The organism is Streptomyces roseoverticillatus (assembly GCF_000719265.1).
Classification (GTDB): domain Bacteria; phylum Actinomycetota; class Actinomycetes; order Streptomycetales; family Streptomycetaceae; genus Streptomyces; species Streptomyces roseoverticillatus.
The window spans coordinates 1-17,084 of record NZ_JOFL01000039.1 but is presented as its reverse complement, the minus strand read 5'-3'; the positions used below and the strand labels follow the sequence as shown (position 1 = coordinate 17,084).

At 71.3% G+C, this 17,084-nt stretch carries 12 protein-coding genes; 9 read left to right on the top strand and 3 right to left on the bottom strand.

Annotated elements, in window-relative coordinates:
• Nucleotides 1-206 precede the first annotated feature (206 nt).
• Entirely contained in the window at nt 207-4,163 is a 3,957-nt protein-coding gene (locus tag IF61_RS0130625; protein WP_030369816.1) for a type VII secretion protein EccC, read from the bottom strand.
• 240 nt (nt 4,164-4,403) lie between these two features.
• Between IF61_RS0130625 and eccD the strand changes: the two genes are divergently transcribed.
• The 6 genes from eccD to IF61_RS0130595 all read left to right on the top strand — a co-directional run bounded on the left by eccD (nt 4,404) and on the right by IF61_RS0130595 (nt 11,753).
• Complete coding sequence (eccD, locus tag IF61_RS0130620; protein ID WP_030369815.1) at nt 4,404-5,858, top strand: type VII secretion integral membrane protein EccD; 1,455 nt, start codon at nt 4,404-4,406, stop codon at nt 5,856-5,858.
• A gap of 475 nt (nt 5,859-6,333) precedes the next feature.
• Nucleotides 6,334-6,621, top strand: coding sequence for a 30S ribosomal protein S15 (rpsO, locus tag IF61_RS0130615; protein WP_030369814.1), 288 nt, complete (start codon nt 6,334-6,336; stop codon nt 6,619-6,621).
• A 264-nt stretch (nt 6,622-6,885) separates the two neighbouring features.
• Nucleotides 6,886-9,111 (top strand): polyribonucleotide nucleotidyltransferase, encoded by a 2,226-nt coding sequence (locus IF61_RS0130610; RefSeq protein ID WP_030369813.1) that lies wholly within the window; start codon nt 6,886-6,888, stop codon nt 9,109-9,111.
• Nucleotides 9,108-10,487, top strand: coding sequence for a M16 family metallopeptidase (locus IF61_RS0130605; protein WP_030369812.1), 1,380 nt, complete (start codon nt 9,108-9,110; stop codon nt 10,485-10,487). Before IF61_RS0130610 ends, IF61_RS0130605 begins: the two co-directional genes overlap by 4 nt.
• Before the next feature lie 49 nt (nt 10,488-10,536).
• On the top strand, nt 10,537-11,289 hold the full coding sequence (gene dapB / locus IF61_RS0130600; RefSeq protein WP_030369811.1) for a 4-hydroxy-tetrahydrodipicolinate reductase: 753 nt from the start codon (nt 10,537-10,539) through the stop codon (nt 11,287-11,289).
• Nucleotides 11,290-11,294: 5 nt separating this feature from the next.
• Entirely contained in the window at nt 11,295-11,753 is a 459-nt protein-coding gene (locus IF61_RS0130595) for a tetratricopeptide repeat protein (protein WP_030369810.1), read from the top strand.
• Between the two features lie 115 nt (nt 11,754-11,868).
• Here the strand turns inward: IF61_RS0130595 and IF61_RS0130590 are convergent, their stop codons facing one another.
• Nucleotides 11,869-12,435, bottom strand: a complete 567-nt coding sequence (locus IF61_RS0130590; RefSeq protein ID WP_030369809.1) for a PH domain-containing protein — start codon at nt 12,433-12,435, stop codon at nt 11,869-11,871.
• A gap of 125 nt (nt 12,436-12,560) precedes the next feature.
• Nucleotides 12,561-12,803, bottom strand: a complete 243-nt coding sequence (locus IF61_RS0130585) for a hypothetical protein (RefSeq protein ID WP_030369808.1) — start codon at nt 12,801-12,803, stop codon at nt 12,561-12,563.
• Nucleotides 12,804-13,025: 222 nt separating this feature from the next.
• Here IF61_RS0130585 and thyX point away from each other — a divergent pair, with 222 nt between their 5' ends.
• The 3 genes from thyX to IF61_RS0130570 all read left to right on the top strand — a co-directional run bounded on the left by thyX (nt 13,026) and on the right by IF61_RS0130570 (nt 16,717).
• Nucleotides 13,026-13,775 (top strand): FAD-dependent thymidylate synthase, encoded by a 750-nt coding sequence (thyX, locus tag IF61_RS0130580; protein ID WP_030369807.1) that lies wholly within the window; start codon nt 13,026-13,028, stop codon nt 13,773-13,775.
• Between the two features lie 189 nt (nt 13,776-13,964).
• Nucleotides 13,965-14,867, top strand: a complete 903-nt coding sequence (dapA, locus tag IF61_RS0130575; protein WP_030369806.1) for a 4-hydroxy-tetrahydrodipicolinate synthase — start codon at nt 13,965-13,967, stop codon at nt 14,865-14,867.
• Between the two features lie 164 nt (nt 14,868-15,031).
• The gene (locus IF61_RS0130570) at nt 15,032-16,717 is read left to right on the top strand and encodes a ribonuclease J (protein ID WP_030369805.1); all 1,686 of its coding nucleotides are present in this window, start codon (nt 15,032-15,034) and stop codon (nt 16,715-16,717) included.
• Nucleotides 16,718-17,084: the final 367 nt, after the last annotated feature.

The following is a 17,084-nucleotide window of genomic DNA, read 5'->3' as shown; positions in this document are numbered from 1 at the left end:
CACGGGGGCAACAGTCGTGAGCAGCGTACTCCGGATGGATCCACCACAGAGTTGGTTCCGGGACGGTACTCGCAGAATGCCCGTGGCGTGGCGCGAAGTGGTATAGGCAGGCGTTCCGGGACGGTCGTGCCGGCCCGTAGCACCGGCCGGTCGCGCACGGGGCGGCGGTGAATTCGCCACCCCTGCGCCTCACGCCGCCCCGCCCCTCACACTTCCTCGGGCAGCCACCCCACCTGCACCAGCGGCACTCCCCGCTTCCGCGACACGAAGTACCCGCGCCCCGGCGGCATCTGGTGCGGCCGCACGCCGCCGAGCAGGTCGCCCTCGCCCGGGTCGCCGGACAGGAGCACGCCCTGGGGGCCCAGCTCCTTCACCCGCTGCATGAAGGTCTCGTACATCGACCGGGACGCGCCCGCCGAGCTGCGCGCGATGATGAAGCGCACGCCGACGTCGCGCGCGAAGGGCAGGTTCTCGGTGAGGACGGCGAGCGGGTTCCCGCTGCTGGTGGAGACGAGCTCGTAGTCGTCGATGATGACGAAGAACCGCGGGCCCGACCACCAGCTGCGGTCGCGCAGCTGCTGCGGCGTGATGTCGGGCTGCGGGGAGCGCCGCTCCATGAGGCGGTTGAGGGCGTCGGCGTGCACCGTCAGGGCCGAGGCGACCGGCGCGTACTCCAGCAGGTGCGTGGCGGGGACGACGTCCAGGAGCGTCCGGCGGTAGTCGCCGACCACGATCTTCGCCTCGTCGGGGCTGTACCGCTCCGTGATCTGCTTGGCCAGGAGGCGCAGCAGGGCGGTCTTGCCGGACTCGCTCTCGCCGAAGACGAGGAAGAACGGGTCCGTCTCGAAGTCGACGAAGACCGGCTCCAGGTTGGTCTCGTCGATGCCGAAGGCCACGCCGTGCTGCGGTTGCTCGAATCCCTTGGGAAGGTCGTCGGCGCGCAGCCGGCGCGGCAGGAGCCGCACTCCGGGCGCGGTGGGGCCGCCCCACGCCTCGCTGACGGCGCGCACCATGGCGGCGGTGCCGTCGGTGAGGGTCTCGGGGTCGCTGTCGGAGTCGATGCGGGGCACGGCGGCCATGAAGTGGAGCTTTTCGGGGAGCTGGCCGCGGCCGGGCACCCCGGCGGGGACGTTGGCGGCGACCTTGCGGTCGAACTCCGAGTCCATGGTGTCGCCGAGGCGCAGTTCGAGCCGGTTGAGGAGCTGGTCCTTGAGGGAGGCGCGCACCTCCATGTTGCGGGAGGCGGTCACCACGAGGTGGACGCCGTAGCCCAGGCCGCGCGCCGCGACGTCGGCGACGAGGCCCTCCAGCATCTCGTACTCCTGCCGGAAGCTCGCCCAGCCGTCGACGATGAGGAAGACGTCGCCCCACGGCTGGTCCGTGATCTCGCCCGACGCCCGCAACCGCCGGAACGTGCCGATCGAGTCGATGGCGTTCGCCCGGAAGTACTCCTCGCGGCGGGCCAGGACGCCCGCCACCTCGGCGACCGTACGGCGCACCCGCTCGGGGTCGAGCCGGGACGCCACGCCGCCCACGTGCGGCAGGCCCTCGATGGCGCTCATGCCGCCGCCGCCGAAGTCCAGCCCGTAGAACTGCACCTCGGCCGGGGTGTGCGTCAGTGCGAAGGCCGACACCAGCGTCCGCATCAGCGTCGACTTACCTGACTGCGGCCCGCCTACGACGAGCATGTTGCCCGCCGCGCCCGAGAAGTCGCGGTAGAGCACGTCCCGGCGCTGCTCGAAGGGCTTGTCGACCAGGCCGAGCGGGACGCTGAGGCGGCCGAGGCGCGGATGCCCGGGCGCCGTGAGGCCGCGGCCCGGCACGGCCGAAAGGGGCGGCAGGAGCTCGTCGAGGGCCGCGGACCGGTCCAGCGGCGGCAGCCACACCTGGTGGGCCGGCGGGCCCTGGCCCTCCAGCCGGCGCACGATCACGTCGAGGACCGTGTCGGCCAGCGCGTCGTCGCCCGGGCCGGGCGACGACGGCGTCGCGGGCGCCGGGTCGGTGTAGGTGACGGGGACCGGTTCGGCGGTGAACAGCACGGGGCGGCGGTCGACCGGCAGCGGCCCCGTGCGGGGCCCCGTGCCGGCGGCCGACCGGTACGTGCCCGAGACGTACGCCGCCTTGAAGCGCGTCATCTCGTCCGTGCCGAACTTCAGGTAGCCGGAGCCCGGCACCGACGGCAGGTGGTACGCGTCCGGCACGCCGATCGCCGTGCGCGACTCCGCGGCCGAGAACGTCCGCAGACCGATCCGGTACGACAGGTACGTCTCCAGGCCGCGCAGCCGGCCCTCCTCCAGCCGCTGCGAGGCCAGCAGCAGGTGCACGCCCAGGGACCGGCCGATGCGGCCGATCTGGATGAACATGTCGATGAAGTCGGGCTTGGCCGTCAACAGCTCGCTGAACTCGTCGATCACCAGGACGAGTGAAGCCAGCGGCTCCAGTGCCGCACCGGCCGCCCGCGCCTTCTCGTAGTCGTGGAGGTTGGCGTAGTTGCCCGCCGACCGCAGCAGCTCCTGGCGGCGCTGCAGCTCGCCGGTGATCGAGTCGCGCATGCGGTCGACCAGCGTCAGGTCGTCGGCGAGGTTGGTGATCACGGCGGCCACGTGCGGCATCTCCGACATGCCCGCGAACGTCGCACCGCCCTTGAAGTCGGCCAGGACGAAGTTCAGCGTCTCGGAGCTGTGCGTGACCGCGAGCCCCAGGACCAACGTGCGCAGCAGCTCCGACTTGCCGGAACCGGTCGCGCCGACGCACAGGCCGTGCGGCCCCATGCCGTCCTGCGCGGCCTCCTTCAGGTCCAGCATCACGGGGGCGCCGTCCTCGCTGACGCCGATCGGCACCCGCAGCCGCTCCGCCGCCGACCGCGGCCGCCACGTACGCGCCACCTCCACCGAGCCCGCGTCGCCCAGCCCCAGCAGATCGGTGAAGTCCAGGTTCGCCAGCAGCGGCTCGTCGCCGTCGCCGCCCCCGCCCATGCGCATCGGCGCCAGCTGCCGCGCGAGCGCCTCCGCGGCCTCCATGGCCAGCGTGTCCGGCATCCCCTCGTAGACCGCGACCTGCGACATCAGCCGCAGCGAACCCGGCTGCACGACCACCGACAGCCCGCCGCGCGGCTCGCCCAGATCACCGGTCACCACCTCGACGACGGTCACTCCCTGCAGCCCCTCGGGCGCCGCGAACACCGAGTCCGCCGACACCGAGGCACCGTCCAGCACGACCACCACGTGCGGCTGGTCCAGCACCGGCTGACCGTCCCGGCTGAAGCGCGTACGGCCCTCCAGGCGCGGCCGCAGCAGGTCCTCCAGCTCCGCCAGGTCGTCCCCGATCAGCCGCCTCGCGCCGGCCCCGTCCACCGCCCCGGGCACCTGTACGTGGGGCAGCCACTTCGTCCACTCCCAGTACGACGCCGCGCCCCGTGCCGAGACCACGGCCACGACGAGGTCGTCCGGCGAATGCAGCGTCACCAGCTGCGCCACCAGGGCCCGCGCCGCCCCGTGCACCGACTCCGGGTCGCCCGACAGCGTCACGTGGTAGAAGGCGCGCAACGACAGCGCCACCGGCATGCCGTCCAGCGAACCGTGCGTCGCCAGGAACTGCTGCATCGCCCCCGTCGTCAGCGGCTCCAGCTCGTCTATCGGCGCCGTCTCGGGCGCCACCAGCGGCGTCGCGAGCTGCTGCGTGCCCAGCCCGACGCGGACCTGCGCGAAGTCATCGTCGCTCGCGCGCCGTTCCCACAGCCTCGTGCCCTCGGCCACCACCGACCACAGCTGGTCGGGGGAGGGGTGCAGGTAGAACTGCGCGTCCCGCTGCGCCTTGGCCGTGCGCTGCACGGTGCGCCGGGTCTGCGACAAGTACTTGAGGTAGTCGCGGCGCATGTCCGCGGTCTGCCCCTGGGTGCCCTGCCGGTGCCGGACGATCATCGCGACGGTCATGCCGAGCGTCGAGCACATCATCAGCACGCCCATGATCTTCATCATCGGGGCGGCGCCCGGCATGAAGAAGTACACCATCGACGAGGCCATGCCGAGCGTCGGCAGCAGCTGCATCAGCAGCCCCTCCTGACGGCCCCTCGGCAGCTCCGGCGGCGCCTCCAGGAGGACCTCCTCGCCGGGCACCTCCGGCGGCAGGGCCCTCGGGGGACGACTGACCACGATCTGGCTCACCGGATGCCTCAACCCCTCCGCACGGCAAGAACAGTTCCGCGTGGTACCGCCTGTCGCCCCGACGGCGACGGCCCCCCTGCGCGGAACGGTGATCCTATCGGCGTACGCGCAAGAGCCCCCCGATAGGGTGGCCGCACAGTCGCGCACAGCCGCGCGCGGGCCCGTACGCACGGGGCGGGAACAGCCGCCCGCGGAGCACGGCCGCGCACCGTGAACCAAGTGAATCAAGGGGCCTGATAGGTGAGTACGTCCGCTGCGACCGGCTTCTGCCGAGTGACCGTCGTCGCGCCCGACAGCCGGATCGACGTCGCCCTGCCGGACGACATCGCCGTCGCCGACGTGTACCCGGAGATCCTGCGCCTGACCGGCCAGACCCAGCCGGCAGGCACCCCCACCGGCTACCACCTCGTACGCCGCGACGGCACCGTCCTCGACAGTGCCCGCTCGCTCGCCGCCCAGCGCGTCCTGGACGGCGACCTGCTCGCCCTGCGGCCCTTCGCGGAGTCCCTGCCGCCCGCCGTGCACGACGACGTCAGCGATGCCGTCGCCTCCGCCGTCACCCGCGACCACACCCTCTGGAACGACGGCCTCCTGCGCGCCTGCGGCCTGGCCGGCGGAGCGCTGCTGCTCGCCCTCATGGGCCTCGCCCTGTGGTTCGCCGACCCCGGCCGGCACGACATGCACGGCCTGCCGGGCGCCGTCGCAGCCGCCGTCGGCGTGCTGCTGACGGCCTTCGCGGGCGTACGGGCCCGGGTGTACGCGGACCGCGGGTCCGCCGTCGCCCTGGGCCTCGCCGCCCTCCCGCACGTGATGATCGCCGGGGCGGGGATCCTCGCCCCCGCCCCGGGCGAGGGAGCGGGCAGGCTGCAGTTCCTGCTGGGCTGCGCGGCCGTGCTCGTCGCCGCCGCCGTGCTCGTCGCCGTCATGCCGGCCGGCGACGCCCCCTTCGTCGCCGCCCTGGCCGCCGCGGCCACCGGCACCGTGGCCGCCTTCTGCGCGGTCCTCACCGAGGCACGCCCGGCCGACGCCGCCGCCGTCTGCGCTGTCGTCGCCATAGGAGCCGTCGCCTTCCTGCCCGGCCTCTCCGCCCGCGTCGCCCGCCTCCCCATCGGCTACGCCGCCCCGCGCTCCGCGACCACCGCGGACCGGCCGGCCTCCCGCGGCGGCGCCCCGCAGGCCGACCCCGTGGACGCCCCGCGCATCGCCGCCCAGGTCCGCCGCGGCCACGAACTGCTGCTCGGCCTCGTCGGCGGCTGCGCGGCCGTCGTGACCGGCTCCACGGCCGTCCTGGCCTTCGCCCCGGGCAGCGATCCGTGGCCCCGGCTCCTCGCCCTCACCGCCGGCCTGGCGATGCTGCTGCGCGCCCGCCTCTTCCGCTACACAGCCCAGGTCGCCGCCGTCCTCGGCGCGGGCCTCGCGGCCCTCGTCCTGCTCGTCCTCGGCCTCTCCCTCATGCCTCCCGCCGGTGCGACCGGCGGCTCCCTCGACGTCCGCACGCTCTGGCTGGCCGCCGCCGTCACCCTCGGTGGAGGACTGCTCACCGCCGTCGCACTGATCGTCCCCGCCAAGGGCCTGTCACCCTTTTGGGGGCGCGTCTCCGACCTGGCCGAGAGCACCCTGCTCCTGGCGCTCGTGCCCTTGTGCCTGGCGGTCCTCGACCTGTACTCGGCGGCTCGCAGCCTTTCGGCGGGCTGACGCGCCGCATGGGGCGCCCGTCCGCCGCATGAGGCGCCCGCATGAGGCCCCGCACGGGGCGCCCCCAGGCCTCCGCATGAGGCGGGTATGAGGCCTCGCACCCCCAGGCCCCGCATGAGGCGGCACTCCAGGCCCCGCATGAGGCGGCACTCCAGGCCCCGCATGAGGCGGCACTCCAGGCCCCGCATGAGGCGGCACTCCAGGCCCCGCATGAGGCGGCGCCCCAGGCCTCGCATGAGGCGGCGCCCCAGGCCTCGCATGAGGCCCCGCGCGGCCCCCGCCCCCTCCGCGGCCTCCCCCGCTGGTCCGGGCTGGTACTCTGTGCAACGGCCGTTTGTGTACGCGCCTCCGGAGCACCCTTCGCGGGTCTCTGGGGACAGCGCCCAGCGGACCCCGCCTCCCGAGTAACGGAAGCTCCCTTGAGAAAGAGACCAAGGGCACTCGGTGGCCAAAAGACACTCAGAAGGAGTATCGCGTGTCGCTCGACGCCGCTACGAAGAAGCAGATCATGGCCGAGTTCGCCACCAAGGAGGGCGACACCGGCTCCCCCGAGGTCCAGGTTGCGATGCTCACCCGCCGCATCGCGGACCTGACCGAGCACCTGAAGATGCACAAGCACGACCACCACTCCCGTCGTGGTCTGCTGCTCCTGGTCGGTCAGCGTCGCCGCCTGCTGCAGTACCTGGCCAAGAAGGACATCACGCGCTTCCGCGCCCTGGTCGAGCGCCTCGGCATCCGCCGCGGTGCCGCCGGCGCCAAGTAAGACACCGTGAAGGGAGCGGTTCCCACCGTCTGGGGGCCGCTCCCTTTGCGTATCTCGTGGACAGCAGAAGCTTTGTAGTCTGGTTCCACGACGGCATCCGTGCCGAACCGTACGAGGAGGAGCGCTCAGCTCGCCGCCGGTCCTCGGTAGTGGCCCCCGGATCAGGGAAATCCGGGTGCTTCGATCGAAGACCGGCCAGCACAGACGCTCCTCCGCCACCGTCCCCGCCACACGGGCGGGGACGCAGACGAGGAGATATCCCTAGTGGAGAACGAGACCCACTACGCCGAGGCCGTCATCGACAACGGCGCCTTCGGCACCCGCACCATCCGCTTCGAGACGGGCCGCCTGGCCAAGCAGGCCGCCGGTTCCGCCGTGGCGTACCTGGACGACGACACCATGGTGCTGTCGGCCACCACCGCTTCCAAGAAGCCCAAGGACCAGCTCGACTTCTTCCCCCTGACGGTGGACGTCGAGGAGCGGATGTACGCGGCCGGCAAGATCCCCGGCTCCTTCTTCCGCCGTGAGGGCCGCCCCTCCGAGGACGCGGTCCTCACCTGCCGCCTGATCGACCGGCCGCTGCGCCCCTCCTTCAAGAAGGGCCTGCGCAACGAGATCCAGATCGTCGAGACGGTCATGGCCCTCAACCCCGACCACCTCTACGACGTGGTCGCGATCAACGCCGCCTCCTGCTCCACGCAGCTCGCGGGCCTGCCCTTCTCCGGTCCGATCGGCGCCACCCGCGTCGCTCTGATCAAGGGCCAGTGGGTGGCGTTCCCGACCCACACCGAGCTCGAGGACGCCGTCTTCGACATGGTCGTGGCCGGCCGCGTCCTGGAGGACGGCGACGTCGCGATCATGATGGTCGAGGCCGAGGCCACCGAGAAGACCATCCAGCTGGTCAAGGACGGCGCCGACGCCCCCACCGAGGAGGTCGTCGCCGCCGGTCTCGAGGCCGCGAAGCCCTTCATCAAGGTCCTGTGCCGCGCCCAGTCCGAGCTCGCCGCCCAGGCCGCCAAGCCCGAGGGTGAGTTCCCGGTCTTCCTGGACTACCAGGACGACGTCCTGGCCGCCCTGACCAAGGCCGTCCGCGACGAGCTCGCCCAGGCGCTCACCATCGCCGGCAAGCAGGAGCGCGAGACCGAGATCGACCGCGTCAAGGAGCTCGCCGCCGAGAAGCTCCTGCCGGAGTTCGAGGGCCGCGAGAAGGAGATCTCCGCCGCGTACCGCTCGCTGACCAAGTCCCTGGTCCGTGAGCGCGTCATCAAGGAGAAGAAGCGCATCGACGGCCGTGGCGTGACGGACATCCGCACGCTCGCCGCCGAGGTCGAGGCCATCCCGCGCGTTCACGGCTCCGCCCTGTTCGAGCGTGGCGAGACCCAGATCCTGGGCGTCACCACCCTCAACATGCTCCGCATGGAGCAGCAGCTGGACACCCTCTCCCCGGTGACCCGCAAGCGCTACATGCACAACTACAACTTCCCGCCGTACTCCGTCGGCGAGACCGGCCGCGTCGGTTCGCCGAAGCGCCGCGAGATCGGCCACGGCGCCCTGGCCGAGCGGGCCATCGTGCCCGTGCTGCCGACGCGCGAGGAGTTCCCCTACGCCATCCGCCAGGTCTCCGAGGCGCTGGGCTCCAACGGCTCGACGTCCATGGGCTCGGTCTGCGCCTCCACCATGTCGCTGCTGAACGCCGGTGTGCCGCTGAAGGCCCCCGTCGCCGGCATCGCCATGGGCCTGATCTCCCAGGAGATCGACGGCAAGACGCACTACGTCGCCCTCACCGACATCCTCGGTGCGGAGGACGCCTTCGGCGACATGGACTTCAAGGTCGCCGGCACCAAGGAGTTCGTGACCGCCCTCCAGCTCGACACCAAGCTGGACGGCATCCCGGCCTCCGTCCTGGCCGCGGCCCTCAAGCAGGCCCGCGACGCGCGTCTGCACATCCTCGACGTGATGATGGAGGCCATCGACACGCCGGACGAGATGTCCGCCTACGCCCCGCGGATCATCACCGTCAAGATCCCGGTGGACAAGATCGGTGAGGTCATCGGCCCCAAGGGCAAGATGATCAACCAGATCCAGGAGGACACCGGCGCCGAGATCACGATCGAGGACGACGGCACCATCTACATCGGTGCCGCCGACGGCCCCTCCGCCGAGGCCGCCCGCGCCACGATCAACGGCATCGCCAACCCGACCATGCCGGAGGTCGGCGAGCGCTACCTGGGTACGGTCGTCAAGACCACCACCTTCGGTGCCTTCGTCTCCCTCATGCCGGGCAAGGACGGCCTGCTGCACATCTCGCAGATCCGCAAGCTCGCCGGCGGCAAGCGCGTGGAGAACGTCGAGGACGTGCTCGGCGTGGGCCAGAAGGTTCAGGTCGAGATCGCCGAGATCGACCAGCGCGGCAAGCTCTCCCTGATCCCGGTCATCGAGGGCGAGGACGCCGACAAGGCCGACGAGACCAAGGACGAGTCCGCCAAGTGACGTCCCGTAGTACACGGAAGACGGCCCGCACCTCCTCGGAGGGGCGGGCCGTCGCCCGTACCCAAACGCTTCTCAAGGGCGAGAACGGCATCGGAACGGTCCGCCGCACCACCCTCCCGGGCGGCCTGCGCATCGTCACCGAGACCCTGCCGTCCGTGCGCTCCGCGACCTTCGGTATCTGGGCCAACGTCGGCTCCCGCGACGAGACCCCGGCCCTGAACGGCGCCACCCACTACCTGGAGCACCTGCTCTTCAAGGGCACGGCCAAGCGCAGCGCGCTGGACATCTCCTCGGCCATCGACGCCGTCGGCGGCGAGATGAACGCGTTCACGGCCAAGGAGTACACGTGCTACTACGCGCGCGTGCTCGACACCGACCTGCCGCTGGCCATCGACGTCGTCTGCGACATGCTCACCGGCTCGCTGATCGACGCGGCGGACGTCGACGCCGAGCGGGGCGTGATCCTCGAAGAGATCGCGATGACGGAGGACGACCCCGGCGACTGCGTGCACGACCTGTTCGCGCACACCATGCTGGGCGACACCCCCCTCGGCCGCCCCGTGCTCGGCACGGTCGACACCATCAACGCCCTCACCCGCGACCAGATCGCCCGCTTCTACAAGAAGCACTACGACCCCACGCGCCTCGTCGTGGCCGCCGCGGGCAACGTCGACCACGCCAAGGTCGTCCGCCAGGTGCGCGCCGCCTTCGACCGGGCCGGCGCCCTGAACCGTACGGACGCGACGCCCGTCGACCCGCGCTCCGGCGCCCGTACGATCCGCACCGCCGGCCGCGTGGAGGTCCTCGGCCGCAAGACCGAGCAGGCGCACGTCGTCCTCGGCATGCCGGGCCTGGCGCGCACGGACGACCGCCGCTGGGCGCTCGGCGTGCTCAACACCGCCCTCGGCGGCGGCATGAGCTCCCGGCTCTTCCAGGAGGTCCGGGAGAAGCGCGGCCTCGCCTACTCCGTCTACTCCTACACCTCGGGCTACGCCGACTGCGGCCTCTTCGGCGTCTACGCCGGATGCCGCCCGAGCCAGGTCCACGACGTGCTGAAGATCTGCCGCGACGAGCTGGACAAGGTCGCGTCGGAGGGCCTGCCGGACGAGGAGATCAGCCGCGCCGTGGGGCAGCTCGCCGGCTCCACCGTCCTCGGCCTGGAGGACACCGGTGCGCTCATGAACCGCATCGGCAAGAGCGAGCTGTGCTGGGGGGACCAGATGTCGGTCGACGACATGCTGGCCCGCATCTCGGCCGTCACCCCGGACGAGGTCCGGGAGGTGGCCCGCGATGTACTGGGACAGCGTCCTTCGCTGTCCGTCATCGGCCCGCTGAAGGACAAGCAGGCCGCACGCCTGCACGAGGCCGTTTCTTAATCGCTGAGTCGATATCGCCGGGACGATTGGTTCGAGGGAAGCAGGGACGATGAGCAAGCTGCGCGTGGCGGTCATCGGCGCCGGGGGCCGGATCGGCTCCGAGGCCGTACGGGCCGTCGAGGCCGCCGACGACATGGAGCTGGTGGCCGCGCTGGGCCGGGGCGACAAGCTGGAGACGCTGACGGAGGCGGGAGCCCAGGTCGCGGTCGAGCTGACGCACCCCGACTCGGTCATGGAGAACCTGGAGTTCTGCGTCCGCAACGGCATCCACGGCGTCGTCGGCACCACCGGCTGGACCGAGGACCGCCTCGCGCGGCTGAACGCCTGGCTCGGCGCCTCGCCGTCGACCGGCGTGCTCATCGCCCCGAACTTCTCCATCGGGGCCGTCCTGACCATGACCTTCGCCCGGCAGGCGGCCCGCTTCTTCGAGTCCGCCGAGATCGTCGAGCTGCACCACCCCAACAAGGCCGACGCCCCCTCCGGCACGGCCACCCGCACCGCGCAGCTCATCGCCGCCGCGCGGCACGAGGCGGGCTGCCCCCCGCAGCCCGACGCCACCACGACGGCCCTGGAGGGCGCACGGGGCGCCGACGTCGACGGCGTGCCCGTGCACGCGGTGCGGCTCCGCGGCCTCCTGGCCCACCAGGAGGTGCTGTTCGGTGACACCGGCGAGACGCTCACCATCCGGCACGACTCGCTGCACCACAGCTGCTTCATGCCGGGCATCCTGCTCGGCGCACGGCGCGTCGTCTCGACCCCGGGCCTGACGTTCGGCCTGGAACACTTCCTGGACCTGGGCTGAGGACCGTGCGCGCCAAAATCGTCTACTTCGCCCTGGCCGCCGTCCTGGTCGTCTACTTCGTCCTGGTCGGCAGCCGCGGGGTGATGCTCATCCAGCAGGGCACCGCCGTCACCGTCGCCTTCGGCGCGGCGGTGCTGGTCCTGCCGTTCATCGGCGCCTGGTTCCTCTACCAGACCACCAGGTTCGCGCGCGACGCCAACCGCCTCGCGCGGGAGCTGGACGCCGAGGGCGGGCTGCCGGTGGACGAGCTGGTGCGGACGCCGGGCGGCCGCATCGACCGGGACTCCGCGGACGCGGTCTTCGCCAAGCGCAAGGCCGAGACGGAGCACGCCCCGTCGGACTGGCGCGCCTGGTTCCGGCTGGCCGTCGCCTACCACGACGCCCGGGACACCCCCCGCGCCCGCAAGGCCATGCAGCGGGCGATCGCCCTCCACGACGGCAGGCCGGTACGGGTGGACGCGTAGCGCCCCGCCGGCGGGCATCCTCCTTCCGCCGCGGCGGCGAGGGGCCACGACGTAGCAGACGGCGGTGCCGCCCCATGCCAGGCATGGGGCGGCACCGCCGTTCGCGTACGGCCGGTCAGCGGCGGAAGTCCGCCGCCCAGCCCTCCACCGCGTCGCACGCGATGTCGAACGCCTGGGGCCGTCCGAGGAAGTCCGCCCCGTGGCTGGTGACGAGCGTCGCCAGCGGCGCACCGCCCGCGCGCTCCACGACGACCGCCTGCCCCTGCACGGTGCGGGGGAGACCCAGCCACCGCACGGGCTGCCGCACGGTGCGCACGCCCGTCACGTCCGCCCACGGCACCGTCTTCGCGGACAGCAGCCGTACGTGACGCAGCCCGCGCTCGCCCACCCACACGCCGACCCGCACGAGGCGGACGGCCGCCACGATCACCAGGACGGCGACGGCCACGCAGACCCCCGCCCCGGGCAGGGACCCGGCCACAGCGATGATCATCGCCGCGAAGAGGACGTACGAGGCGAGCAGCAGCAACAGCGCGGTGACGCCGACGCGCCACGGGCCGGGCCGGTACGGGCGGCGCCAGCGCGCCGGTTTCTCGTCGTGCCCGGCGGGCGGGACGGCCGCGGCGGTGGCGGGCGCGAGCTCCTCGACGTCGCGGTCGGCGGTCAGAAAGGGCAGGGGCACGAGGGTTCCTCACTCATCAGCACGCACGCTCGAATGGCTGTGCCCGGTGAGGCTATAGAAAAGGGCGGGACCCGGGCACACCAGGGTCGGTGCGCCGGATCCCACCCTCGGTGGTCACCTGCCGGTCAGCGGCCGTCCGAGGCCTCGGAACGCTGCGACTGGTGCGTGTCCTGCGTGCTGGGCTGCAGCGACGGCATCCCGAACAGCAGCGCCCCGACCAGCCCCGTCGTCACCGTCAGCCCCACGAGCACACGGCCGGCTATCTGCGAGCGGCTCGCGCGTTCTCGGGGCGGCCGGGTGACGTTGCTGCGGTAGCGCTCGGCCTCGGCGACGAAGGCGAACGGCACGGGCTCTCGCCGGCGGAACATGGGGGCTCTCCTAGGAACCTCGAAAAACGTGCTGTCCTACGTAAGGACGATCGAACGCGGCCACTGGTGCCCGTTTTCAGTGACTTCTGTGAAAAATCTCAACCAGTGGGCGGCTTCCCCCGGCCGCGGCGGGGCCGTAGGGGCGCCGCCTGCGGACCGGTTGTCAGTGGTGGCCCGTAGGCTGGTCGCCGCCCGAGCACTGCAACTGGAAGGACCCCGCCGGTGACCGACAGCCCCACCGAGACCGCCAAGGAAGCCGAGCCGACGTTTCGCGGCGATGTGACCGTCGAGCTGGTCAAGCACAGCGCGTCCGACTCCGACGTGCTGTGGGCGGCCCGCGTCTCCACCGCCGGCGAGCAGTCCCTGGAAGAGATCACCAAGGACCCCGAGCGGTCCAAGGGGCTGATCAACTACCTGATGCGCGACCGCCACGGCAGCCCCTTCGAGCACAACTCGATGACGTTCTTCATCAGCGCGCCGATCTTCGTCTTCCGCGAGTTCATGCGCCACCGCGTGGGCTGGTCGTACAACGAGGAGTCCGGACGCTACCGCGAGCTGCAGCCCGTCTTCTACGTCCCGGACGCCGAGCGCAAGCTCGTCCAGGAGGGCCGCCCCGGCAAGTACGTCTTCGTCGAGGGCACCGAGGCGCAGCACGAGCTCACCACGCGCGTCATGGAGAACACCTACCGCGAGGCCTACGAGGCCTACCAGGAGATGCTGGCCGCCGGCGTCGCCCGCGAGGTCGCGCGCTCGGTCCTGCCGGTCGGCCTGTTCTCGTCCATGTACGCCACGTGCAACGCGCGCTCGCTGATGCACTTCCTCGGCCTGCGCACCCAGCACGAGCAGGCGGCCGTGCCCTCCTTCCCGCAGCGCGAGATCGAGATGGTCGGCGAGAAGATGGAGGCGGAGTGGGCGAAGCTCATGCCGCTCACGTACGCCGCGTTCAACAAGAACGGCCGCGTCGCCCCCTGACGGGACAGGACGGACGGGAAGTCGTACGGCCCGGTAGCTTAGGTGTCCGTATTGCGGCTTTTCATGGCTTTAATCTAGTCTGAAAAGACGGACCCGGCACTGCTTGAACCCCCGAGCAGGCAGTGCCGGGATCCCTTTGGCACTCCCCGAGGGGGCACCTCACGGTGAGCAACGAGTAGCGTGGCCCTCATGGCTCCGACCTCCACACCGCAGACGCCCTTCGGGCGGGTCCTGACCGCCATGGTCACGCCCTTCTCCGCTGACGGTGCCCTCGACCTCGACGGCGCTCAGCGGCTCGCCACCCACCTCGTGGACGCCGGTAACGACGGCCTGATCGTCAACGGCACCACCGGCGAGTCCCCCACCACCAGCGATGCGGAGAAAGCCCAGCTCGTACGGGCCGTGGTCGAGGCGGTCGGAGACCGCGCCCACGTGATCGCCGGAGCCGGCACCAACCACACGCACCACAGCGTCGAGCTGGCCCGCGCCGCCGAGAAGGCGGGCGCCCACGGCCTCCTCGTCGTCACGCCGTACTACAACAAGCCCCCGCAGGAGGGCCTGGTCCGGCACTTCACCGCCGTCGCCGACGCCACCGACCTCCCGGTGATGGTCTACGACATCCCCGGCCGCAGCGGCGTCGCCATCGAGACCGAGACACTCGTCCGGCTGGCGGAGCACCCCCGCATCGTCGCCAACAAGGACGCCAAGGGCGACCTGTCCGCGACGAGCTGGGCCATCGCCCGCTCGGGGCTCGCCTGGTACTCGGGCGACGACATGCTGAACCTGCCGCAGCTCGCCGTCGGCGCCGCCGGCTTCGTCTCCGTCGCCGGCCACTTCGTCGCCGGTGACCTGCGCGCCATGGCCGACGCCTTCCTGTCCGGCGACAACGCCAAGGCCACGGCGATCCACCAGAAGCTGCTCCCGGTCTTCACCGGCCTCTTCCGCACCCAGGGCGTCATGACCACCAAGGCCGCCCTGGGCCTGCAGGGACTGCCCGCGGGCCCCGTGCGGCTGCCGCTCGTCGAGCTCACCGAGCAGGAGACCGAGCAGCTCAAGCGCGACCTCACGGCGGGCGGCGTCCAGCTCGGCTGACGCCCCGCCCCGGCGGACCGGCTCCCGGGCCCGGCCGCCCACGGACTTCACAACTGAACACGCCAGTACTTCACAACTGAACACCGCCAACAACTGCAAGTGCACGAAGGTCACGCGCGCCATATGTCCTGCGGGCATGTGGCGTGCGTGGTGAGGAGAGTCTTTTGAGCCACCCGCATCCTGAACTCGGTCCCCCGCCGAAGCTCCCCGAGGGCGGCCTGCGCGTCACCCCGCTCGGCGGCCTGGGGGAGATCGGTCGCAACATGACGGTCTTCGAATACGGCGGCCGCCTGCTGATCGTCGACTGCGGAGTGCTCTTCCCCGAGGAGGAGCAGCCCGGAATCGACCTGATCCTGCCCGACTTCTCGTCCATCCGTGACCGCCTCGACGACATCGACGGCATCGTGCTCACGCACGGTCACGAGGACCACATCGGCGGCGTTCCCTACCTGCTCCGCGAGAAGCCGGACATCCCGCTGATCGGCTCCAAGCTGACCCTGGCCCTCATCGAGGCCAAGCTGCAGGAGCACCGCATCCGCCCGTACACCCTCGAGGTCGCCGAGGGCGACCGCGAGCGCCTGGGCCCCTTCGACTGCGAGTTCATCGCGGTCAACCACTCCATCCCGGACGCGCTGGCCGTCGCCATCCGCACCCCCGCCGGCATGGCCGTGCACACCGGTGACTTCAAGATGGACCAGCTGCCGCTGGACCGCCGCCTCACCGACCTGCCGGCCTTCGCCAGGCTGGGCGAGGAAGGCATCGACCTGCTGCTCGTGGACTCCACGAACGCCGAGGTCCCCGGCTTCGTGCCGCCCGAGCGCGACATCTCCGGCGTACTGCGCCAGGTGTTCGCGGGCGCGCAGAAGCGCATCATCGTGGCCAGCTTCGCCAGCCACGTGCACCGCATCCAGCAGATCCTCGACGCCGCCCACGAGTACGGGCGCCGCGTCGCCTTCGTCGGCCGCTCGATGGTCCGCAACATGGGCATCGCCCGCGACCTGGGCTACCTGCGGATCCCCGCGGGCCTCGTCGTGGACGTGAAGACGCTGGATGACCTGCCGGACGACGAGGTCGTGCTGGTGTGCACCGGTTCCCAGGGCGAGCCGATGGCGGCCCTGTCCCGGATGGCCAACCGCGACCACCAGATCCGGATCGTCCAGGGCGACACCGTCATCCTGGCCTCGTCCCTCATCCCGGGCAACGAGAACGCGGTCTACCGCGTGATCAACGGTCTGACCCGCTGGGGCGCCAACGTCGTCCACAAGGGCAACGCCCGGGTCCACGTCTCGGGTCACGCCTCCGCGGGCGAGCTGCTGTACTTCTACAACATCTGCAAGCCCAGGAACCTGATGCCGGTGCACGGCGAATGGCGTCACCTGCGGGCCAACGCGGAGCTCGGCGCGCTCACGGGCGTTCCGAAGAACCACATCGTGATCGCCGAGGACGGCGTCGTGGTCGACCTGGTGGACGGTGCGGCGAAGATCGTCGGCAAGGTCCAGGCGGGTTACGTGTACGTGGACGGCCTCTCGGTCGGCGACGTCACCGAGACCTCGCTCAAGGACCGCCGCATCCTCGGCGACGAGGGCATCATCTCCGTGTTCATCGTGGTCGACAGCACGACAGGCAAGGTGGTGAGCGGGCCGCAGATCCAGGCTCGGGGTTCGGGCATCGACGACGCCGCGTTCTCGGCGGTCGTCCCGAAGATCGAGGAAGTGATCGGCAAGTCCGCGTCCGACGGGGTCGTGGAGCCGCACCAGCTCCAGCAGCTCGTCCGCCGGACGATGGGCAAGTGGGTCTCCGACACCTACCGCCGGCGCCCGATGATCCTCCCTGTGGTCGTCGAGGTCTGACGCTTCGTCAACCGAACGGACGGCCGCCCCGCTGCCGATTTGCATCCGGGCGCGGCCGTCCAGTAGGTTTACGTCTCCACCGCGAGGGGAACGCCCAAACGTTCGTGACGAACGTGAAGGATCGTTCCGGAGCGGTGGGGAATTCCGACCGGAGAGATCTGATAAAGTCGGGATCACCGCCGGAAAGCGAAAGCTGAAAGGCGAAACCCCGCTCCAACAGGGGGCCGGAAACGGAATTCGGACCGACTGCTTCGATTAAGAAGCGGGGGGACCGGAAAACGGATCTGGTAAGGTTGGAAACAACGAAGGGAAGCGCCCGGAGGAAAGCCCGAGAGGGTGAGTACAAAGGAAGCGTCCGTTCCTTGAG

What these genes read in the sequence shown, in the direction of transcription:
- dapA (WP_030369806.1), top strand. Translation starts at nt 13,965, where the DNA reads ATGGCTCCGACCTCCACACCGCAGACGCCCTTCGGGCGGGTCCTGACC.
- dapB (WP_030369811.1), top strand. Translation starts at nt 10,537, where the DNA reads ATGAGCAAGCTGCGCGTGGCGGTCATCGGCGCCGGGGGCCGGATCGGC.
- IF61_RS0130585 (WP_030369808.1), bottom strand. Translation starts at nt 12,803, where the DNA reads ATGTTCCGCCGGCGAGAGCCCGTGCCGTTCGCCTTCGTCGCCGAGGCC.